Origin of the sequence: Sphingomonas sinipercae (genome assembly GCF_011302055.1) — a bacterium.
Lineage (GTDB): Bacteria > Pseudomonadota > Alphaproteobacteria > Sphingomonadales > Sphingomonadaceae > Sphingomicrobium > Sphingomicrobium sinipercae.
On sequence record NZ_CP049871.1, the window covers coordinates 1,925,372 to 1,946,345 of the forward strand.

18 protein-coding genes and 1 pseudogene are annotated in these 20,974 nt (G+C 66.1%); 3 read left to right on the plus strand and 16 right to left on the minus strand.

The window, feature by feature from the left end:
- Positions 1-6 precede the first annotated feature (6 nt).
- The 14 genes and pseudogenes from G7078_RS09975 to G7078_RS10040 all read right to left on the minus strand — a co-directional run bounded on the left by G7078_RS09975 (position 7) and on the right by G7078_RS10040 (position 15,546).
- Complete coding sequence (locus G7078_RS09975; RefSeq protein ID WP_166095614.1) at positions 7-876, minus strand: cell division protein FtsQ/DivIB; 870 nt, start codon at positions 874-876, stop codon at positions 7-9.
- Complete coding sequence (locus G7078_RS09980; RefSeq protein WP_166095617.1) at positions 873-1,796, minus strand: D-alanine--D-alanine ligase; 924 nt, start codon at positions 1,794-1,796, stop codon at positions 873-875. The genes G7078_RS09975 and G7078_RS09980 overlap by 4 nt, the downstream gene beginning before the upstream one ends.
- Entirely contained in the window at positions 1,793-2,689 is an 897-nt protein-coding gene (gene murB, locus G7078_RS09985) for a UDP-N-acetylmuramate dehydrogenase (protein ID WP_166095619.1), read from the minus strand. The genes G7078_RS09980 and murB overlap by 4 nt, the downstream gene beginning before the upstream one ends.
- Positions 2,686-4,107 carry a UDP-N-acetylmuramate--L-alanine ligase gene (murC, locus tag G7078_RS09990; protein ID WP_166095621.1) on the minus strand — a complete coding sequence of 474 codons (1,422 nt, stop codon included), beginning with the start codon at positions 4,105-4,107 and terminating at the stop codon, positions 2,686-2,688. Before murC ends, murB begins: the two co-directional genes overlap by 4 nt.
- The gene (murG, locus tag G7078_RS09995; protein WP_246166360.1) at positions 4,104-5,261 is read right to left on the minus strand and encodes an undecaprenyldiphospho-muramoylpentapeptide beta-N-acetylglucosaminyltransferase; all 1,158 of its coding nucleotides are present in this window, start codon (positions 5,259-5,261) and stop codon (positions 4,104-4,106) included. Before murG ends, murC begins: the two co-directional genes overlap by 4 nt.
- A complete protein-coding gene (locus G7078_RS10000; protein ID WP_166095625.1) occupies positions 5,258-6,478 on the minus strand; it encodes an FtsW/RodA/SpoVE family cell cycle protein in 1,221 nt (406 codons plus the stop codon). The genes murG and G7078_RS10000 overlap by 4 nt, the downstream gene beginning before the upstream one ends.
- The gene (gene murD / locus G7078_RS10005) at positions 6,475-7,770 is read right to left on the minus strand and encodes a UDP-N-acetylmuramoyl-L-alanine--D-glutamate ligase (RefSeq protein ID WP_166095628.1); all 1,296 of its coding nucleotides are present in this window, start codon (positions 7,768-7,770) and stop codon (positions 6,475-6,477) included. The genes G7078_RS10000 and murD overlap by 4 nt, the downstream gene beginning before the upstream one ends.
- Positions 7,767-8,836 (minus strand): annotated as a pseudogene (mraY, locus tag G7078_RS10010) (phospho-N-acetylmuramoyl-pentapeptide-transferase). Before mraY ends, murD begins: the two are co-directional and overlap by 4 nt.
- Complete coding sequence (locus G7078_RS10015; RefSeq protein ID WP_166095630.1) at positions 8,836-10,212, minus strand: UDP-N-acetylmuramoyl-tripeptide--D-alanyl-D-alanine ligase; 1,377 nt, start codon at positions 10,210-10,212, stop codon at positions 8,836-8,838. Before G7078_RS10015 ends, mraY begins: the two are co-directional and overlap by 1 nt.
- On the minus strand, positions 10,209-11,636 hold the full coding sequence (locus G7078_RS10020) for a UDP-N-acetylmuramoyl-L-alanyl-D-glutamate--2,6-diaminopimelate ligase (protein WP_166095633.1): 1,428 nt from the start codon (positions 11,634-11,636) through the stop codon (positions 10,209-10,211). Before G7078_RS10020 ends, G7078_RS10015 begins: the two co-directional genes overlap by 4 nt.
- A gap of 7 nt (positions 11,637-11,643) precedes the next feature.
- Positions 11,644-13,353, minus strand: a complete 1,710-nt coding sequence (locus G7078_RS10025; RefSeq protein WP_166095635.1) for a peptidoglycan D,D-transpeptidase FtsI family protein — start codon at positions 13,351-13,353, stop codon at positions 11,644-11,646.
- A complete protein-coding gene (locus G7078_RS10030) occupies positions 13,350-14,102 on the minus strand; it encodes a hypothetical protein (RefSeq protein WP_166095637.1) in 753 nt (250 codons plus the stop codon). Before G7078_RS10030 ends, G7078_RS10025 begins: the two co-directional genes overlap by 4 nt.
- Positions 14,099-15,058 carry a 16S rRNA (cytosine(1402)-N(4))-methyltransferase RsmH gene (rsmH, locus tag G7078_RS10035; RefSeq protein ID WP_166095639.1) on the minus strand — a complete coding sequence of 320 codons (960 nt, stop codon included), beginning with the start codon at positions 15,056-15,058 and terminating at the stop codon, positions 14,099-14,101. The genes G7078_RS10030 and rsmH overlap by 4 nt, the downstream gene beginning before the upstream one ends.
- The gene (locus G7078_RS10040) at positions 15,055-15,546 is read right to left on the minus strand and encodes a division/cell wall cluster transcriptional repressor MraZ (RefSeq protein WP_166095641.1); all 492 of its coding nucleotides are present in this window, start codon (positions 15,544-15,546) and stop codon (positions 15,055-15,057) included. Before G7078_RS10040 ends, rsmH begins: the two co-directional genes overlap by 4 nt.
- Positions 15,547-15,807: 261 nt before the next feature.
- On the opposite strand from G7078_RS10040, the gene G7078_RS10045 reads away from it, so the two are divergent.
- The gene (locus G7078_RS10045; RefSeq protein WP_246166361.1) at positions 15,808-17,211 is read left to right on the plus strand and encodes a hypothetical protein; all 1,404 of its coding nucleotides are present in this window, start codon (positions 15,808-15,810) and stop codon (positions 17,209-17,211) included.
- Here the strand turns inward: G7078_RS10045 and G7078_RS10050 are convergent.
- Positions 17,203-17,964, minus strand: coding sequence for a DUF4350 domain-containing protein (locus G7078_RS10050; RefSeq protein WP_166095643.1), 762 nt, complete (start codon positions 17,962-17,964; stop codon positions 17,203-17,205). The two genes, G7078_RS10045 and G7078_RS10050, sit on opposite strands and share 9 nt — an antisense overlap.
- A complete protein-coding gene (locus G7078_RS10055; protein ID WP_166095645.1) occupies positions 17,961-18,200 on the minus strand; it encodes a hypothetical protein in 240 nt (79 codons plus the stop codon). The genes G7078_RS10050 and G7078_RS10055 overlap by 4 nt, the downstream gene beginning before the upstream one ends.
- 85 nt (positions 18,201-18,285) lie before the next feature.
- Here G7078_RS10055 and G7078_RS10060 point away from each other — a divergent pair, with 85 nt between their 5' ends.
- Both G7078_RS10060 and purL read left to right on the plus strand, forming a co-directional pair.
- Positions 18,286-18,621, plus strand: coding sequence for a hypothetical protein (locus G7078_RS10060; RefSeq protein ID WP_166095647.1), 336 nt, complete (start codon positions 18,286-18,288; stop codon positions 18,619-18,621).
- Positions 18,622-18,703: 82 nt separating this feature from the next.
- Positions 18,704-20,935 carry a phosphoribosylformylglycinamidine synthase subunit PurL gene (purL, locus tag G7078_RS10065; RefSeq protein WP_166095649.1) on the plus strand — a complete coding sequence of 744 codons (2,232 nt, stop codon included), beginning with the start codon at positions 18,704-18,706 and terminating at the stop codon, positions 20,933-20,935.
- The last annotated feature ends 39 nt before the right edge of the window (positions 20,936-20,974 follow it).

Below are 20,974 nucleotides of genomic sequence, written 5' to 3' on the forward strand. Positions count from 1 at the left end.
TGCGCGTCAGCCCTCGTTGACCGGTTTGGCGTCCGACGCCGGCACCGGTTTTGGCAAGCGCACGATCATCTTGTCGCCGAGCCGCAGGTCGAAGCGGAGCATCCCCCGCCCGAGCAGACCGGTGCTCTTGTCCATCTCGGCGAACTTGGTGAGCGCGGCGGCCCCCGCCTTCCCTTCGGGCAGAAGCACCGTTTCCCCCGACTGGAACTGCAGGTCCCAGCGCCGGCCGCCGACCCAATTGGCCGAAACCAGCTGCGGCTTGAGCGTTGGCACACTGGCCATCAACCGGGAAAGGTCGCGCTCGCGCAGGTTCGCGCCCGGCCCGATCAACAGCGGCAGGTCGGGCATCTGGTCGACCGGCACGCGTTCCAGCACGACCCCGTCGGCATCGATCAGCGCCAGCCGGTTGCGATCCTGCCACAAGGCAGCGGGCGTGCGCTCGACGATGTCGACGACCAACGTGTCGGGGAAGCGCCGCGACACGCGCGCATCCTTGACCCAGCCGTAGCGCAGCAATTGTTCGCGGATTGCCGACACGTCGACCAGCGGCAGGGCGCGAGTCTTCTGGTCGAGCGCGACGGCGTAGACGGGCGCGCTGTCCATATGCTGGGTGCCGCGGATATCGACGCTGCTAACGCGGAAGCCGGCGTTTCCAACCGCTTCGCCGGCCGCGGTCATCGCCTTCGACGGAACCTCAAGCGCGACCAGCACGACTGCTACGATCAGCGCCACGAACAGTCCGAAGACGATGCCGGCCCAGCGATTCACCTTCGCTTCGGCCATCGGCAGTTTCTTGGCCAGTTTCTTCGGCACCACGCGCGGCGCCGCTTTCTTCGGCCGCGCCGCGCCGCCTCGCCGCACCCGCGCCGCGGTCACAATGCCTCCTCGATGATCCGCTCGACCAGTTGGGCATAGCTGATCCCGCGATACTTGGCCTGTTCCGGCACCAGGCTGAGTGGCGTCATTCCGGGCTGGGTGTTGACCTCCAGCAGATAAAGCCCCGCTTCCCACTGCTCATCGTCCCAGCGGAAGTCGGAGCGCGACGCGCCCTTGCAGCCGAGGATCCGGTGGGCGTCGAGCGCCATCTTCATCATCGCCTGGGCGATGTCAGCCGGAACTTCGGCAGGACAGACATGGGTCGTCAGGCCGTCGGTATATTTGGCCTCATAATCATAGAAGCCGGCGGTCGGCTTGAGTTCGGTCACCGCGAGCGCTTCATCGCCGAGGACCGCCACAGTCAGCTCGCGACCCTTGATGAAGGGCTCGGCGAGCAATGTTTCGAAATGATTCCAGGGGCCTTCGACATCGCGGCCGATCGGGTTGCCGTAATTGCCCTCGGCGGTGACGATAGCCACGCCGACCGACGATCCCTCGTTGACCGGCTTGAGCACGAACGGCCGAGCGATCGGGTCCTCGCTGAACAGGCTCTCGCTGTCGACGACCTTGCCCGCCGGCATCCGGATGCCATGCGGCACCAGAACCATCTTGGTCAGTTCCTTGTCGATGGCGATGACCGAAGTCTCCAGCCCGCTGTGGGTATATTTGATCCCCATCAGGTTGAGCATGCCCTGGACCGTGCCATCTTCGCCCGGAGTGCCGTGAAGCGCGTTGAACACGACGTCGGGCTTCAGTTCCGCGAGCCGGTGGGCAACGTCGCGATCCATGTCGAGCGGCGTGACGCGGCTCCAGCCGGCGCCCTGCAGCGCCTCGACAATGCCCTTGCCGCTCATCCGCGAGACTTCGCGTTCGGCCGACCAGCCGCCCATCAGCACGACGACATGCATGTCCTTGTTCATGGCGTGCCGACCCGCTGAATTTCCCACTGAAGCTCAATCCCGCAATCCGCCTTCACGCGGCGCCGGACTTCCTCGCCGAGCGCTTCGATATCGGCGCTCGTCGCGCTACCGAGGTTGAGCAGGAAGTTGCAATGTTTTTCCGAGACTTGGGCATCGCCGATCGTCAGGCCCCGGCAGCCGGCTGCATCGATCACCTGCCAGGCCTTGTGCGGCAGCGGGTTTTTGAACGTCGATCCGCCGGTGCGGCTGCGCAGCGGCTGCGATTCCTCGCGGCTTGCGGCGATGCGATCCATTTCCGCCTGGATTGCTTCCGACTCCTTCGACTCGCCGCGAAACGTGGCGGACACGACCACCGCCTGCTCCGGCAATTCGCTGTGACGATAGCTGTAGCCAAGCGCGTCCACGTTCATCGTCCGGCGCTCGCCCGAACGGAGCACGACATCGCATTCGACCAGGATTTCGCAGGTCTCGCGCCCGTAGGCGCCGCCATTCATGCGTACGAAGCCGCCGACGGTGCCGGGAATCGAGCGCAGGAACTCCAGCCCGCCGATCCCGGCGTCACGCGCGGTCGAGCTGACCAGGATGCCGCTGGCCCCGCCGCCGCAGCGAAGCGTCGTCGGGTCGAGTTGCTCGACCTTGGCGAGTGGCTTGCCGAGCCGCACGACCACGCCCGGGACTCCGCCGTCGCGAACGATCAGGTTCGACCCGAGCCCGAGCGCCATCACCGGCACGTCCGGCTCGAGCTGCTTGAGGAACGCCACCAGGTCGTCGACGTCGGCGGGCTCGAACAGCCGCTCGGCCGAACCACCGCTTTTGAACCACACCAACGGCGCCAGTGGGGCGTCAGGCGTCAGCCGCCCGCGAACCTTCGGCATGACGTTGCTGCCGCTCATTTCTTCGCCCGCGCCTGGCACAGGCCGTCGGCCAGCGCCCCGGCCCATTTGGTGATGTCGCCGGCGCCAAGGCAGATGACGATGTCGCCCGCCGCCGCCAGATCGCGAAGCGCGGTGCATAGTTCGGCCAGGCTGCCGACGGACTTCACCATGCGGTGGCCGTGGGCGCGCAAGCCATCGACCAGCGCATTGGAATCGACACCTTCGATCGGCTCTTCGCCGGCCGCATAAACCGGCGTGACGAAGACCACGTCGGCGTCGTTGAAGGCGCTCTGGAATTCGTCCATCAGCGATTCCAGGCGAGTGAAGCGGTGCGGCTGCATGACCGCGATCACTCGGCCGCCGCTCGCCGAAGCTGCTTCGCGCGCCGCCGACAACACCGCGCGGATTTCGACCGGGTGGTGCGCATAATCGTCGATGATGGTCGTGCCGTCGACTTCGCCGACCTTGGTGAAGCGGCGCTTGACGCCCTCGAAGCGCTCGAAGCCGGTAACGATCTTGTCGTCCGCGATGCCAAGCTCGATTGCGGCGGCGATCGCTGCCAGCGCATTTTGCACGTTGTGCCGTCCAGGCATCGGCACGTGAATGCCCGCAATGGTCCGCCGCGATCCGTCGCGCTCCAGCACGACTGCGTCGAACATGCTGCCAGCGCCGTCGGGCGCGACATTTTCCGCCCGTACGTCGGCAAGCGCGGAAAAGCCGTAAGTGACGATCCGCCGGTCACGAATTCGGCCGATGATGCTCTGCACCTCCGGATGGTCGATGCACAGCACGGCCAACCCGTAGAAGGGCACGTTCTCAATGAACTCGCAGTAGGCCTTCTTGACCTCGTCGAATCCGCCGTAATGCTCCAGGTGCTCGGGGTCGATGTTGGTGACGACCGCAATCGTACCGTCGAGCCGGAGGAAGCTGCCGTCGCTCTCGTCGGCCTCGACCACCATCCAGTCGCTCTTGCCGAGCCGCGCGTTGGACCCGTAGCGGTTGATGATCCCGCCGTTGATTACGGTCGGGTCGATGCCGCCGGCGTCGAGCATTGCCGCGATCATCGATGTCGTCGTCGTCTTGCCGTGCGTGCCGGCGACCGCGATGGTCTTTTGCATCCGCATCAGCTCGGCAAGCATCTCGGCGCGCCGGACGATCGGCAATCGCCGCTCGATGGCGGCTTCCACTTCCGGATTGCCCCGCGACACCGCGGTCGAACAAACGACCACCGCCGCGTCGCCCAGATTGTCCGCGGCATGGCCAATGTTTACCGGGATGCCCGCCTTGCGCAGCCCTTCGACGACATAGCCTTCGGCCATGTCCGAGCCTTGGACGCGATAACCGAGCTGGTGCATCACCTCGGCAATTCCGGACATGCCGATGCCGCCGATACCGACGAAGTGGATCGTCCCGAAATCGGTGCCCATCGCCTTCATGCGGGCATCGCCTGGACGGAGGAAGAGGCCGGCGCGCGCATCGTTGCCGGACCGACTTCCAGCGGGGACAATCCGCCGGCGACCCGCTCAGCGAGGTCGGCAAGGTCGCTTGCCGCATGCGGGCGCCCGACCGACAGCGAGCGAGCGGCGGCGTTCGCCAACGCCTGCGGGTCGTCGGCCAGCGCTTCGATTTGCAGTGCCAGGGCTTCGGGCGTGAATTCGCCCTGCTTGATGACCCGGGCGCCGCCGGCCTTGGCCATTTCGCGCGCATTGGCCGTCTGGTGATCGTCGGTCGCCGCGCCGAAGGGGATAAGGATCGCCGGGCGCCCGGCCGCCGTCAGCTCGGCGATGGTCGAAGCGCCGGCCCGGCCGATCATCAAGTGCGCGTCGCGCAGCTTGGCTTCCATGTCGCCGATAAACGTCATCAGCTCGGCCGGAATGCCAAGGTCGCTATACCGTGCGCGGATGGCGTCGATATCGTCGGGCCGGCATTGCTGCACGACCTGCAAGCGATGCCGCAGCGAAGCCTGGAGCAAGGCCAGCCCGCTCGGCACCACTTCGCCAAGGATGCTCGCGCCCTGGCTTCCACCGGTGACCAGCAGCTTCAGCGGGCTCGTCGAATCGAACGGCGGGAACGGCATCTCGCCCAGCTTGGCGATTTCCGCCCGCACCGGATTGCCGACCAGGAACGCCTTATCGGCGTAGCGCGGTTTCAGCCGATCAACCTTGTCGTATGCGGTTGCAAGGGCGGTGGCTTCACCCGCAAGCAGGCGGTTGACGCGCCCGAGCACCGCATTCTGTTCATGCAGCAAGGTCGGGATCTTGCGCGCGCTCGCCGCCAGCAGCGCCGGGAAGGCCGGATAGCCGCCAAAACCGATCACGGCGTCGGGCTGGTGCTGCCTGTACAGCGCCTTCGCTTGGCGCCGTCCGGCGAGCACCGATAGGCCCGCGCGGAGATATCCGAGCGCACCGCCGCCCAGCCGGCCAGCGGGAAGGATGTGCACCGGCACCTTGTCGAACAGGCCGGGAATCTTAGCGCCGCGAGCGTCGGTGATCAGCATCACCCCATGACCGCGCGCGCCCAGCTCAGCCGCGAGCGCATGGGCCGGCACCATGTGCCCCCCGGTCCCTCCCGCAGCCAGGACGAAATTCATTGCGTCAGCGACTCCCCGCTCCATTTCACGACGTAGGGCGAGCGCGTCAGATACGGATTGCGGCGGGTGAAGGCGAGCAGCAATCCCATGCCGATCGACAGCGCCAGCATCGAACTTCCGCCGTAGCTGATGAACGGCAGGGTCATGCCCTTCGACGGGGCGATCTGCACGTTCACGGCCATATTGATCAGCGCCTGCAGGCCGAATTCAACCGCGAGCCCCGCCGCCGCGAGGATCGCGAACGACGATTCCTCTTCCAGCAGCTTGACCAGCACCCGCGCGACGATGGTCAGATAAAGGAAGGCGATGGCCAGGCAGGCGATCAGCCCGAACTCTTCCCCGATGACCGAAAAGATATAGTCGGTGTGCGGCTCCGGCAGGTGAAACTTGCGGGTGCCGGCGCCCGGCCCCATCCCGAAGAGCCCGCCGGCGGTCAGCGTCCGCATCGCATTCTGCACCTGGAAATTGTCGCCTTCGCCGAACAGGAAGCCGTCGATGCGGGTCGTCGCCACCGGGTACAGGAAGTAAGCGAGGATGACGCCGACGACGCCGGCGACGGCAAGCCCGCCGAGGATCCGGAACGACACGCCGGCCAGCGCCAGCATCGCCAGCCAGACGCAGGCGAAGATGATGGTCGATCCGAAGTCCGGCTGCTTCATCAGCAGGAAGGCGATGGCGCCGGTGACGAGGGCGGATATGGCGAAGACGGGCAGCGACTTGTCGGTCTCGCGAAGGCTCAGCAACCAGGCCATGGCGACGACGAAGAACGGCTTGAGGAACTCGGACGGCTGCACCTGGCCGACTCCGAAACTGATCCATCGCCGAGCGCCGTTCACTTCGGGGCCAAGCACCGGCACGAAGATCAGCAGCACCAGGAAGAAGGCCGCGCCGAACAGCGAGAGCCGCCGCGCCCGTTCCCGGGTCAGCATCGAAATGCCGATCATCACCGGCATGCTGAGCGCGATCCAGGCAATCTGCCGATAGAAATAGTTGAGCTCCGAAACGCGCACCGACCCGCCCGAGTAGCGGTCGGCGGCTGCCGGCGACGCGGCGGCGACGGCGATCAGCCCGATCCCGATCAGCACTGCGACCAGCAGCAGCAGGACTCGGTCGATTTCCCAGAACCAGCGGCCCACCGCCGATCGGTCGGACCGGCCGTAGCGGTTCGCGTCGACCTGGATCGTCGCCTTGAGCTTGTCCGAAATCAGGCTGGTCATAGCGCCCCCACGTATGCCCGGAACTGGTCTCCCCGGTCCTCGAAGTCCCTGAACTGGTCGAAGCTCGCGCAGGCCGGGGACAACAGCACCGTATCGCCCTCTTGCGCATCTTGCGCGGCCAGACGCACCGCTTCGTCCAGTTTTCCACAATTTTTCACTGGCATATGCGGTGACAGCAGCCGCTCGAACAGCTCCGCCGCGTCGCCGATCGTGTAGGCGGAACGGACGTTGCAGAAATGCGGCGCGCATTCGTCGAGATTGTCGGTCTTCGCCTGCCCGCCAAGGATCCAGCGAATGCTGGGGAAGGCAGCCAGCGCCGGCGCCGTCGCGGTCGCGTTGGTCGCCTTGCTGTCGTTGACGAAGAGGACGCCGTGGTGGTCGCGCACCGGCTCCATCCGATGGGACAACCCAGTGAAGCTCTTCAGGCCTTCACGAACGTCGATTTCGTCGACGCCGAGCGCGTGGCAAACGGAAATCGCGGCCGAGGCGTTCACCGCGTTGTGCCAGCCTGCCAGTGCGCGTGAGAGGACGTACGTGTCCGCTCCCGCGCCGTGAAAAGTTTCACGTCGCGCAGGCAACGACGGCAGCCGATGATTCAGTTCGTCGATTACGTCATCGGATCCGGCGTTACCCTCGTTGAATAGGCCGACCTGATTGGAGGTCTGCATTTCGAACAAACGGGCCTTCGACGCCGTGTACGCTCCGAAGCTCTCGTAGCGGTCGAGATGGTCCGGCGTGATGTTGAGCAATACGGCAACGTCGCAATCGAGGCTCTGCGTCAGGTCGATCTGGTAGCTCGATAGCTCCAGCACGTAGACCCCGCCTTCGGGCAGCGGGTCTTGGGCGAGGATCGGCAGCCCGATGTTGCCGCCCATCGTCGTCGGCACGCCGGCGGTCTTGAGGATGTGGTGGACGAGCGCGGTGGTTGTCGACTTGCCGTTGGTGCCGGTGATGCCGACGACCTTGTGCGGCGGCAGCTCGGGCCGGGCGCGGGCGAACAGTTCGATATCGCCGATGATCTCGACGCCGGCTTCGCGGGCGCGCTGCGCGATGGGATGGCGGTTGAGCGGCAGGCCGGGCGTGACGACCAAGCTGTCGAACTGGCCGAGATCAACTTCGTCCAAGTTCGCGATCTCGACCCCGGCAGGCGCGTTCGCCTGCGCCTCCTCCTTGCCGTCCCACGCAGTTACCTTCGCACCGCTGGCAAGCAGCGCCTCGACCGTCGCGAGCCCCGACCGCGCAAGCCCGTACACGGCGTAATGCTTGCCCGCGAAGGCGCGCGCCGTGATCACCGCAGCTTGAGGGTGCTGAGCCCGGCCAGCGCCAGCACGAAGGCGACGATCCAGAAGCGGATCACCACCGTCGGTTCCGACCACCCCTTATGCTCGAAATGATGATGGATTGGCGCCATAAGGAACACGCGCTTGCCGGTGCGCTTGTAGACCGCGACCTGGATCACGACCGACATCGCTTCGACCACGAACAGGCCACCGATGATCGCCAGTACGAACTCGTGATGGGTCGCGACGGCTACGGCACCGAGTGCCCCGCCAAGCGCGAGGCTGCCCGTGTCGCCCATGAAGACCGCTGCCGGCGGCGCGTTGAACCACAGGAAGGCAAGGCACGCCCCGACGATGGCCAGCAGCAGCACCGTCAGGTCGCCGACGCCGCGCAGGTGCGGGATTCCGAGATATTCGGCGAAGCGGAAATTGCCGACGAGGTAAGCGATCAGCAGGAAGGCGAGGCAGGCGATCACCACCGGCATCGTCGCCAGCCCGTCGAGCCCATCGGTGAGGTTCACCGCATTGCCGAACGCGACGATCACGAACGCACCGAACAGAATGTAGAAATAGCCGAGGTCCGCCACCGGGTCCTTGATGAACGGCAGGTGCAGCTGGCTGTGCCCGACACTGATCATGATCCAGGTCGCGACCCCGGCAATGACGAACTCCAGCGCCAGCCGCACCTTGCCGGACAGGCCGGCATGGTGCCGCTTTCGCACCTTGTCGTAGTCGTCGAGGAAACCGATGAGGCCAAAGCCGCCGGTGACCAGCAGGCACGCCCAGACGTACGGATTCTTCAGGTCCATCCACAACAGGGTGGAGACGGACACCGAAATCAGGATCAGCAGGCCCCCATCGTCGGCGTTCCGCGCTTGGCGAGGTGGGTTTGCGGCCCGTCGGCGCGGATCGGCTGGCCCCGGCCCTGCCGGCGACGCAGGTAGGCGATGAACCACGGCCCAAGCAAAAGCCCGATGGCGAGCGCGGTCGCGGTCGCCGCGCCGGCCCGGAAGCTGATGTAGCGGATGAGATTGAGGACCCCGGGGAAGCCGAGCTGCTCGGCCAGCCAAAACAGCATCAGTCGAGCCCTTTCGTCAGCCGATCGACCACGCGCGAAAGCCCGATCGAGTTGGAGGCCTTGACCAGCACCGCGTCGCGCGGGCGGAGCATCGCCCGGACGCGCTCGGCGGCATCGTCGGCGCTTGAAGCACGCGTTACGTGCGAAGCGGAATTCAAGGCCCGCTCGAGCGGCATGGTTTCTTCGCCCACCAGCACGACCTCGCCGACCCCCGCCTCGACCAGGATCGGGGCCAGGTCGGCATGGAGCTGGTCGCTGGTCGGGCCGAGCTCGCGCATCGGGCCGAGGACTGCGATCCGGCGATCCACTTCCCGCTCGGCGCCAAGGCTCTTGATCGTCGCCGCCATCGACGCCGGGTTGGCGTTATAGCTTTCGTCGATCACCAGGGCTTCGCCGCCATCGACCTTGACGATATGCCGCTCGCCGCGGCCCTTGAGGCCGCCGAGGTCGGCAAGGCCGAGCGCGCCGACCGCCGGATCGGCGCCCAGCGCTTCGATGCAGGCCAGTACCAGCAGCGCGTTCGACACCCAATGTTCGCCCCGCTGCGATATGGTGAACGTGATTTCGCTGTTTAGCAGCGCCGCGGTGACCAGGCTCCCGCCCTGCTCGGCCCGACCCGCATGGACGGCATGGACGTCAGCGTCGCCGGTGCCGAAACTGACGATCTGCGCCGCAAAGCGCCGGGCGGCGCGCACCAGCCGGTCGCGGTGCGGCGTGTCGTTGGGGATGATCGCAATGCCGTCGGGCTCCAGACCTTCGAAGATTTCCGCCTTGGCGTCGGCGATGCCTTCCATCGAGCCGAGGTTTTCGATGTGCGCTGGGGCAATCGCCGTAATCGCGGCGAGGTGCGGCCGGACCATCGCCGTCAGCGCGCGAATCTCGCCAGCGTTGTTCATCCCCATTTCGAGGACCGCGAACCGAGAGTCACGCGGCATCCGCGCGAGGCTGAGCGGGACGCCGGTGTGGTTGTTATAACTTTTGACGGAGCGGTGGACCTGCTCAGGAGCGTTGCGGTCGAGCGCCGCGAACAACGCTTCTTTGGTGCTGGTCTTGCCCACCGACCCGGTGACCCCGATGATCGTTGCCGAGGTGCGCGCCCGCGCCGCGCGGCCTAAATCTTCCAGCGCTCGCGCCGTATCCTCGACCAGCACGTGCGGCCGATCCACCGGCTGGGAGACGATCGCGCCCGACGCGCCCGCGTCAAAGGCACCGTCGACGAAGCGGTGGCCGTCATATGCCGTTCCTGGCATAGCGACGAACAGGTCGCCGGGTTCGACTTCGCGGCTGTCGAAAGTGACCCCGGTCACCTCGAAGCTCGCGCTTGCGGTTCCGCCGGTCGCTTCGGCGATTTCATCGCTGGTCCAAAGCACGGTCATGCCGCGCACTCGCGCGCGACGAGCGCGTCGTCAAACGGAAGTATGCGCTGGTCCTTGCCGGCGCCGATGATTTGGCCCGTCTCGTGCCCCTTGCCGGCAAGCAGGATGATGTCGCCATTCTGAGCCATGGCGATGGCCCGCGCGATGGCTTCGCGCCGTCCGGCAACCTCGATCCCGCCCGGCGCTCCGGCCAGTATCGCCTTGCGGATGGCGGCGGCATCTTCGCCGCGCGGGTTGTCGTCGGTGACGACGACGACGTCCGACAGCCGCGAGGCCGCTTCGCCCATCGGCGCGCGCTTGCCCTGGTCGCGGTCGCCGCCGGCCCCGAACACGGTGATCAGCTTGCCCTCAACATGCGGACGCAGCGCCGCAATCGCCGCCTCGATCGCGTCTGGGGTGTGGGCATAATCGACATAGACCGGCGCGCCGTCGCGGCTGATCACCGCTCGTTCCAGCCGGCCGCGCACCGGGGCCAGCCGCGCCATGGCGGAGAAGACGGAATCCCATTCGGCCCCGGTGGCCAGCGCGAGCCCCGCCGCGACCAGCACGTTCGACGCCTGGTAAGCGCCGATTAGCGGCAGCGCGAGCCGGTGAGCCTTCCCGCCATGTTCGATCGCCAGCGCCTGGCCGAGCGGTGTCGGCGTCTGGTCAAGCAGGCGGATCGCGTCCCCGCCGCGCCCGACCGTCATCACCTTGAGCCCGCGTTTCGCGGCCCGCCTCGCCACCTCTGAAGACTTTGGGTCGTCGGCCCAGATCACTGCGGGCGTACCGGGCTGCGCGACGTCTCCGAACAGCCGCATCTTGGCCTCGAAATAGGCTTCCATCGTCCCGTGATAGTCGAGGTGGTCGCGACTGAAGTTGGTGAAGGCGACGGCGCTGAGCGGCACGCCTTCGGCGCGATACTGGTCGAGCCCGTGCGAGGACGCTTCGTAAGCCACATGGCTGATGCCCATGCGCCGCAGTCCGGCAACGTTGGACAGGAAGGTGACGATGTCGGGGGTCGTCAGCCCGGTTTTCACCTGGTCGTCCGACGTGGTTACGCCCAATGTCCCGATCGACGCCGACCGATGCCCGGCCATGCGCCATAGCTGGCGCGTCATTTCGACTGTCGACGTCTTGCCGTTGGTGCCGGTCACGGCGACCACCGTTTCGGGATAGGGCCCGAAGAATTTAGCCGCCATCCGCGCGAACAGGCGCCGCGGCTCGGGATCGGGGAGCAGCGCGGCTCCGGAAACTGTTGCGCCGGGGCTGGCGACTACCGCGACCGCGCCGTGCCGGACCGCCTCATCGATGAAGTCCTCGCCGTTGAACAGCGCGCCCTTGAAAGCGCCGAACACGTTGCCGCGAACGACCTTGCGGTGGTCGAGGGCAAAGCCCGTGACTTCGGAATCGCTGTCGATGTCCGCCAGGTCACGCAACCGCACGGCCGGATCAGTCCTTCTTGTGGACGAAGGGCAGAACCTCGCTCATGTCCGGTTCGCGCGTCTTGTCCGGGGTGACCCCAAGCATCGGCGCGATCCGGCTGACGGTGCGGCTGATGACCGGCGCAACGTTCCAGCCGGCGGTGTGGAAACCGAAGGTTGCGGCGGTGGCCTTGGGGTCGTCGAGCATGGCGACGATCACATAACGGGGATCATCCATCGGGAAAACGCCCGCGAAGGTCGTGACCACGGCGCTCGACGTGTAGCGGCCACCGGCCAGCTTTTCGGCGGTGCCGGTCTTGCCGCCGACCCGATAGCCCGGCGCATCGGCTTTCTTGCCGGTGCCTTGCGTGACGACCAGCCGAAGCAGCGCGCGCATCTTATAGCTGGTGTCGGCGCTAAAGACCCGATGCCCCTTCGCCAACGGATGGCGCGGATCGACCTTCAGCAGCGTCGCCGGGCGATAGATGCCGCCGTTGAACAGCGTCGCATAGCCGGTCGCCAGGTGGAGCGGGGTCACCGCAATGCCATGCCCGAAGCCGACCGTCATGGTCGCGACATCGCCCCAGTTCGATCCCGGGGTGAGCGTCCGGCCGCGCTCTTTCAGCTCGACCGCGACGGGGGCGAGGAAGCCCATTTTCTGAAGGAATGCCCGTTGCCGCGCGGCCCCGACCTCAGCCGCGATCTGCGCGGTGCCGATGTTGGAGCTCTCGCGCATGATGTCGGCGACGGTGCACGGACCGTTGAAGGGGTGCGTGTCGGTGATGGTGAACCGCCCGGCGCTCCAGCCCTTGGGGCAGTTGTAGGTCTTGCCCATGCTTTCGATGATGCCGCTGTCCATCGCCATGGCGACGGTGAACGGCTTGAACGTCGAACCCAGCTCGTAAACGCCGGAAGTCGCACGGTTAAACCGCGCCTCGTCCGAGCCTTGCCCGGCCGCGTTGGGGTTGAGCTGCGGCAGCGAGGTCATCGCCAGGATTTCGCTGGTGTTGACGTCCATGATGATGCCCGCCGCGCCGGCCGCGGAATAGGTCGTCATGGCGTCGAGCAATTCGTGCTCCAGCGCTTGCTGGATCCTGCTTGAGATCGACAGCTGGACCGGTTCGGCTCGAGTGACTGCATTCGACAATTTGTCATCGAACGCGCGCTCGATGCCGGCGACTCCATGCCCGTCGATGTCGGTATAGCCGATGACGTGCGCGCCAAGGCTGGTCTGCGGGTACAGCCGGTCGGGCTCGCGATCGAGCGAGAAGCCGGGCTCGCCAAGCGCGTTGACCGCTTCCACCAGCGCGGGCGCGGCCCGCCGCTTGAGGTAGATGAAGCTCTTCTTCGACCGCAGCAGTTGCAGCCACTGCACTTCGTCGCGCTCCGGCATCAGCAGCGCCAGCCGCCGTGCCAGCTCCAGCTTATCACCGATGATCTTGGCCGGATGGACGCCGATGGTCCACGCATCGATGGTTCGGGCGAGCGGCTGGCCGTCGCGATCGACGATGTCCCCGCGCTCGGGCGTCAGCGCGCTGACGCCCTGCTGCCGCCCGGCATGATCGCCAAACGCGGCGAGGTAGAGGATGCGCAACGCGATCAGTAGGACGACGCCGCCGTAAAGCAGCATCCCAAGCATCAGGCGCTGATGCATCATCGACAGGATCTGCCGACGTTGACCGACGAGCCGAAGCCTCTCGGGACGCGGTGCGACGAGGGCTGCGGTGGGCGCGTTCATCGAGCCTTGCCGCTGTCCTTGCCGGTTGCGGAGTTCGCGGGCTTCTTCTTCGGCGAAGGCGACTTGCCACTGGCGAGCGGCGCCAGCGGATCGGCCGCGGCGACCTTCACCGCCGCGGGCTTGGGCTTGGCCGCAACAGCCTTCGCTTTCGCGGCGACCGCTGTGGGCTTGTTCGTTTCGGGCTTCGCCTTTGCCGCCGCCTCGGCCTTCTTTTCAGCCTTCGGCGACGCCGGCTTCGGTGCGGCTTTCAGCGCCGCGATGATCTCGGCCGGCTTGACGACCGTCGTCTTTTCACGCTCGCGCCGGGGCCGCGACGGCCCGGTCTTCAGGCTCGCTTCGTGCATCAGCTGCGTGCGTTCCACAGCGGGCCGGTCTTCAGGCGTCGCCAGTGCGCCAGGAGCCGCTTCGGCCGGAGCGGAGGCGTAGACGACCGGCGCTTCCATCTCGACCTTGTGTTCCGGCGTGGTCAGCTTGGCGAGTGTGAAGCCGTCGGCGACGAACTGCTCCGCTGCCGGCGCCGACAGCGCCAGCACCTTCACGTTCCACCGCTCGAGCTGGGCCAGCCGGCCGCGAGTCCCGATTTCGGTTTGCAGCAGGCGAATGTCGCGCTGGGCGATCGCGATTTGCGTCTCGACATCTTCGACTGCCGCGCGCTCGGAAGCGACCCGCAGCGAAACGAGGTAGCAACTCAGCGCCGCGCTGGCGACGCCGCCAACCATGAACACTGAACGGAAGCTGCGAACGCTCATCGCGCCTCTCCCCAAAATGGTGCGGCCGTACGCATTGCACTTCGCAACCTGGCTGACCGCGCGCGCGGGTTGCGTGACATTTCGGACTCGGAAGGGCTGACCGGCTTGGCGACGCGTTCGAACGTCGGAGCACGATCGGACTTCACCTCGGGGAGGTGGCGCGAACCGCCCGGCGTGCTGCCGCTGCGCTCGCGGAAGAAACGCTTCACGATCCGGTCCTCAAGGCTGTGGAAGGTCACCACCGCCAGCCGGCCGCCGGGCCTCAGCGACCGCTCGGCGGCGGCAAGGCCGTCTTCCAGCTCGTCCAGCTCGCCGTTCACATGGATCCGAATCGCCTGGAACGTGCGCGTCGCCGGGTCGCTCTTCTGGCCCGGCCGAAAGCCAGCCGCCTTACGGACGACCGTGGCCAGCTGGCCGGTGCGTTCGATCGGCCGCGCGGCGACGATAGCGCGCGCGATCGATCGCGCCCGCGGCTCCTCACCATAATCCTTGAGCACCCGGGCGATCTCGGCTTCGTCGGCTTCGTTGACGAAGTCGGCCGCGGTCATGCCCGATTGCGCCATACGCATGTCGAGCGGCCCATCGTTCTGGAAGGAAAAGCCGCGCTCGGCCTGGTCGATCTGCATCGAACTGATGCCGATATCGAGCGCGATGGCATCGACCGGGGCGAGGCCCCGCTCCTCGAGCGCGCGGTCCATCTGGCTGAAGCGTTCCTCGACCAGGATCAGTCGCCCGTCTTCAATGGCGTCCGGGACGAGTGCCGGCCCGTTCGCGATCGCATCCGGATCGCGATCGAAACCGATCACTCGTCCCGCCCCCGCCGAGAGCATGGCGCGCGTGTAGCCGCCTGCCCCGAAAGTCCCGTCGACCACGGTCTCGCCCTGGGCAATGGCAAGAGCGTGGACGACGGCATCGACCAGCACCGGAACGTGGGAGGGAGCGGGGAAAGCGCTCATGCGCCAAGCCCCCTTTCCTCGAGCCGGAAGCGGGCGATATCCTTCATGTCTTCAGGAATGTCGGCGGCGGCCAGGAACAGGTGCGGGTTCCAGACCTGGAAGGTTTCGCCGGCGCCAAGGAATAAAGCGAGGTCTTCGATCCGCCCCTTGCTGCGCATCATAGGCGGCAGCAGGACGCGGCCGGAACTGTCGTACGGCACTTCTTCGGTAGCGGCGAAGGCCATCAGGTTGCGCTGCTGATATTCCAGCTGCGCCTGGGCGTTGGTTTCTTCCTTTTCCAGCAGCCGTTCGAGCTTAGCGTGCTTAAGCGCCGCGTAAGCGGGGTCGTAGGCGCTCAGCGCGGGAAAGGATTCGTGCTTGGCCAGCACGATGGTGCGCGCGTCGCCGCGGCGCTCGATCACGGAACGGAGGAATGCGGGAACGGACACGCGGCCCTTAGCGTCGACCGCGTTCAGTGCGCTGCCCTGAAACAGATGCTCTAGCGCCACGTCCACTCCCCGTTCGCAGCGCGCGGCTCTCCCGGTCACGGATGTGCGGCCGTCGCCGCCGACCCGCTTCAGTCGACCAAGGAAAGGGTGTTGCCCCGCGCTACAGCCGCTGTTGGTAACTCAACCGCGGGCGGGAAACAATGGGATTTGATGCCACACTGGGGGATTTTGTGCATAGTGGCGGGAATCTGCGGCTTTTCATTTGGGCAGCAGCGGGATGTTCTACTCCTGTTCTTGATGGCACCCCTGTGGATAAGGTTGTTGTTCATTACCCTTGCCCGACTCGTGGTGATCGGATTCGCTATTCTGTCTTGGCAGGCGTTGACAGTGTCGGCCCCACCGATACTCTCCGCGGTGCTCGGCCGAGTTTCTAGGGGTTTCATTCCAATGTCGTTTATTCGTACTGCCGCGATCCTCGCGGCCGGTGCCTGCGTGTGCGCGCGACCCGTTGCAGCTCAAACCACCGTCGCTTACGCTCCGGTTGGCGGAGGCACGTCGAAACCCGTCGGGCAGCACCCTGTCGATCCCGGCTACACGCCAGAAGACATTGCCAAGGATGCGAAGTTCGACCTTCGCGAGGGCCGCTTTTACAACAAGCCAGGTGCAACGCGAGCACAGTATAACACGGATTGGCAGGAGTGCCGACTGATCGCGCGAGGTTCTCGCACGCCAGCGGGCATGGTTCCTTACGTGTACAATCCAGCTGTCATCTCGCCGCTGGCGGCCGGCGCCGGCGGGTTTCTGGGCGGGATGATCGCATCGGCGATCATCGAGGGACAACAGCGGAGTGCCAACCGAAAGTCATGCCTGCTCATCAGGGGCTGGCGCATGGTCAAGGCTTCCAGGGGGCTCTCACAAGCCGCCATCGGAATGACCGACGCTCAAGCTGATGCCTATTTCAATAGCGTGCTTGGCGCGCAGCATGTTGACGGAGAAATCACCGAACGCACCACCTTTTCCATCGACCCGTCGCTGCTTGGCGACACCGCCGGGCCGCTATCCGGGCCGGAGGCTCTTTTCGCCGGCAAGAAGGTCGATCCGGCAACTCCAATCGACCTTTTGCCAGGCGAGGGCACGATCGTGTTAGCGACGCGCCGATCCCATCCTACTGGCGCTGGCAGGTCCGTCCGGCTTACGCTCGCGCGTTACGACCGCTCGGTCGGCGACCTCGTCTATCAACCGCGCGATTGGAAGAAAAAGGGCGATCGGACAACCTATACGCAAGAAATGGTGAGCGGCGATCGGCGCGCGGGCCTTGAGGTCCAGATGCTCAAGCTGACCGCGGGCGACTATGTATTGAACGGCTCCGAAATTGGCGGCGCCCAAGTCGTGTCAAGCAATTGCTTCGGGGCTCCGGTCTTCCACCTCGATCCGGGCGAAGTGCTTTACATTGGCGACTTCGTGCCGGTTGCGGCTGCTCGAGGCCCGGACGGAAAGAAGGTTACCGGCCTCGGCTACGTCTCTCGCTTGGAGGACAGCCGCCGAATTTTGGCGCGCGCGCAGCCGACGCTGGCGGCGGCGCTCAAGCCTGCGAAGCTTGAAAACCGCGCCACCTATGCGTGCTCGGCCGTGAACATGGATCGGTGGGACATTCCGGGTGCGGAAACGGCTTCGGCTCCAGTTCCCGCGGCCGGCGCTGTTGTGTCTGCAACCCCGTCAAGCTGAAGAGACCTGGAGGTTAGCCGGGCGCTCAAGTTCGGCTAACCATTCCAGAAGGAGTTTTCGAAGTCCGGCTCCATCCCCGGCGTCTCTGCCCCGCAACAGGTCCGCATCGGCGATGACGGTCGCCCGCCCCTTGCCGATGCTGCATCGGGCAATCAGGCCGCCATCGCTGATGCGGCAGCGACGATCGGCGGCAATCAAAGCTCCAGCTGATCGCACGTCCACCGGCGTCCCGCGGATCTTCACTTGCGGCTGGCTGGACGGATCGGCCCCTAACAACCGCAATCCCCAGTGCTGCAGCAGTCCCGTGTCAGCGAAGGTGGTCGGCGGCCTCAGCATATCGCCAAGCGGCCGCTCGCTTGGCCAGGCCAAGGCCGGATCGGCGAGCAGCAGCACGCTGCCGCCCTGGCGGACCCAGCGGTCGAGATCGACCAGCGCGCCCGCCGGCTGCGCCTGCGGCTGCGCCATCAGCAGCAGACGCGCCCCGCGCAAGTCGGCTGCGTCCGCGGTGCTGATCGGCTCCACGCGATAGCGCCGTTCCAGCGCGGCGAGGACCGGCGAGGCCGGAGCGTCCAAAGTCAATTGCTCCGGAAAGACGATTGGCAAGGTCGTCAGAAGCAACAGCTGCGGCCGCGCATTCCCAGCGCGCGGCGGCAACGTCGATCCACCCGACCTTGCCAGCACGAAAACGATTCCGGCGATCAGCAGCGCGAGTACCGCAAGGGCGAGCGCGCGTGGCGCCCGCTGGAACATCATGGCGCGTTGCTGCTCGTGTTGGCAGCGTCCTTGGCGGTCGATCCCGGCGCCACGCCAAGTTCGGCAAGCGGCTCACTGGGTTCGTTCAGCGCGGCGTTTTGCTGGGCGGTCAGCGGGTCGTCGTTGTGGCCGGAACGGCTGACAACGCTGCCCAGCACGACGCACAGGAAGGCGATCGCCAGGCCGGTCACGCCGATCCGAATACGCTGCGATGTGGTGCCATAACGGTGGGTCATGCAGCGCTGGAAGCTATGGGCCAGTGCGGGACAATGCAAGCAGCGCCCCTTGACGTCACCTCCACCGCCAGCCAAGCGCCGCGCCATGACTCGCACCCAACTGCTCCCGCTCGTTGCGGCAGCGGCACTCGCCGGCTGCAACCAAAATGGAAACACGATCGTCGCCGGCCCGCCGGAAGACAATCTGTCGGACCTGAACACCGCTAACGTCGAGCTGCCGCCCTCGATCGCGGCCAGCAAGAGCTACCGCTGCAAGGACGGCAGCGTCATTTACATCGACTGGCTCAGCAACGGCGCGGCGCGCGTCAAGCAGGACAAGGCTGATGCCCCGGCGACCGAATTGCCGGCCGGATCGGCCGACATCGCCGGCGACGCCAAGGCCGCATCGATCACTTACAAGGGGCAAAGCTGCAAATCCTAGCCTGCCCGGATGATAATCACTCATCGACCCCCGGCTTCGGCCGGGGGTTTTTTTGTGCCCGCCACGGGGCTATCGGCCCGCCATGATCACCCCTGAAATCGTCGCCGAGCACGGGCTTAACCCGGAAGAGTACGACCGCCTGCTCAAAGCCCTCGGCCGTGAGCCGAACCTGGTCGAGCTGGGCATCTTCTCGGTGATGTGGTCGGAGCATTGTTCCTACAAATCCTCGCGCGTGCACCTGAAGAAGCTGCCGACCGAGGCGCCGTGGGTAATCTGCGGCCCCGGCGAAAATGCCGGCGTCATCGACATCGGCGACGGCGACGCGGCCATCTTCAAGATGGAGAGCCACAACCACCCCTCCTACATCGAACCCTACCAGGGTGCGGCGACAGGCGTCGGAGGCATCCTTCGCGACGTTTTCACCATGGGCGCGCGGCCGATCGCGAACTTGAACGCGCTGCGCTTCGGCCGGCCCGAACATCCGAAGATGCGACACCTGATCAGCGGCGTCGTCCACGGCATCGGCGGCTACGGCAATTGCGTCGGCGTCCCGACCGTCGGGGGCGAGGTCAATTTCGACGAAGCCTATGACGGCAATATCCTGGTCAACGCCATGACGGTCGGCGTCGCCAGGACCGACAAGATTTTCTATTCGGCGGCGACCGGCATCGGCAATCCCATCGTTTACGTCGGCTCGAAGACCGGCCGCGACGGCATCCACGGCGCGACCATGGCCAGCGCCGACTTCGACGAGAATAGCGACGAGAAGCGGCCGACGGTGCAGGTCGGCGACCCGTTCACCGAAAAATTGCTGATCGAAGCCTGCCTGGAGCTGATGGCGACCGACGCGATCGTCGCCATCCAGGACATGGGCGCGGCCGGCCTCACCTCCTCGTCGGTCGAAATGGCGTCCAAGGGCGGCGCTGGAATCCGGCTCGACATGAACAAGGTGCCGTGCCGCGAAGACGGCATGACGCCCTATGAGATGATGCTGTCCGAAAGCCAGGAGCGGATGCTCATGGTCTTGAAGCCCGGCCGAGAGGCCGAGGCGGAAAAGATTTTCCGCAAATGGGAGCTCGACTTCGCGGTCATCGGCGAAGTCACCGACACCGGCCACATGGTGCTGGAATGGAACGGCGAGGTGGTCTGCGACATCCCGCTCGACCCGCTCGCCGACGAAGCGCCGCTCTACGAACGGCCGTACATGAGCACCGACGAATATAGGGCGTGGGCGCAGGTAAAGCCGCTAGAGGGTGTGCCCGAATGCGCGGATGTCGCCGCCGACCTGTTGAAGCTGATGGCTTCGCCCGCGCTCGCGTCACGCCGCTGGATCTGGGAGCAATATGACAGCCGCGTCGGCGCGGACACGGTGCAGCCGCCGGGCGGCGACGCGGCGGTGGTGCGCGTCCATGGCACGGCCAAGGCGCTGGCGATGACCACCGACTGCACCCCGCGTTACTGCTTCGCCGACCCCTATGAAGGCGGCAAGCAGGCCATCGCCGAAGCCTATCGCAACCTGAGCGCCGTCGGGGCCAGGCCGCTGGCCGTCACCAACTGCCTCAACTTCGGCAATCCGCAGCGGCCGGAAATCATGCACCAGTTCGTCGAGTGCCTGCGCGGCATGGGCGACGCCTGCCGCGCCCTCGACTTCCCGATCGTCAGCGGCAACGTCAGCCTCTACAACGAAAGCAAGGCGACCGGTGGTGGCAGCGCCATCCTTCCCACGCCGGCGATCGGCGGCGTCGGCCTTCTCGACGACTGGGCAAAAAGCGCGACCATCGGGTTCAAGGGCACCGGCGACGTGCTGGTCGTCATCGGGCTTCGCGGCGGCCACATCGGCCAGTCGCTGTGGCTGCGCGAAATCCATGGCCGCAAGGACGGCGCGCCGCCGCCGATCGATCTCGATTGGGAACGCCGCACCGGCGATTTCATCCGCGAACACGTCAAGGCCGGCGCGCTGACCGCTGTCCACGACGTCGCCGACGGCGGCCTTGCAGTTGCAATCGCGGAAATGGCGCTGGCCGGGAACATCGGCGCACTGGTCCAGCCATCGGGACCGGGCAATGCCGCCAAGCAGTTTTTCGCGGAAGACCAGGGGTTATACGTCGCCACCATCGACGATGGCCACCTGCTGAGCGTCCTGACCGGTGCGGACGCGGCTGGAATCCCGATCGAGCCGATCGGGCGAACCGCCGGGCAACGCCTGATCTTCGAATTGGCCGACAGCGATGCGTGCGTCACGCTCGCCGACCTCCGGGCCGCGCACGAAGGGTTCTTCCCCAAGCTCATGGGTGCCGACGCCGCCCTCGCCTAGCCAAGTCTTGCGAACGCCTCGCAATAGCGCTATCTGGCG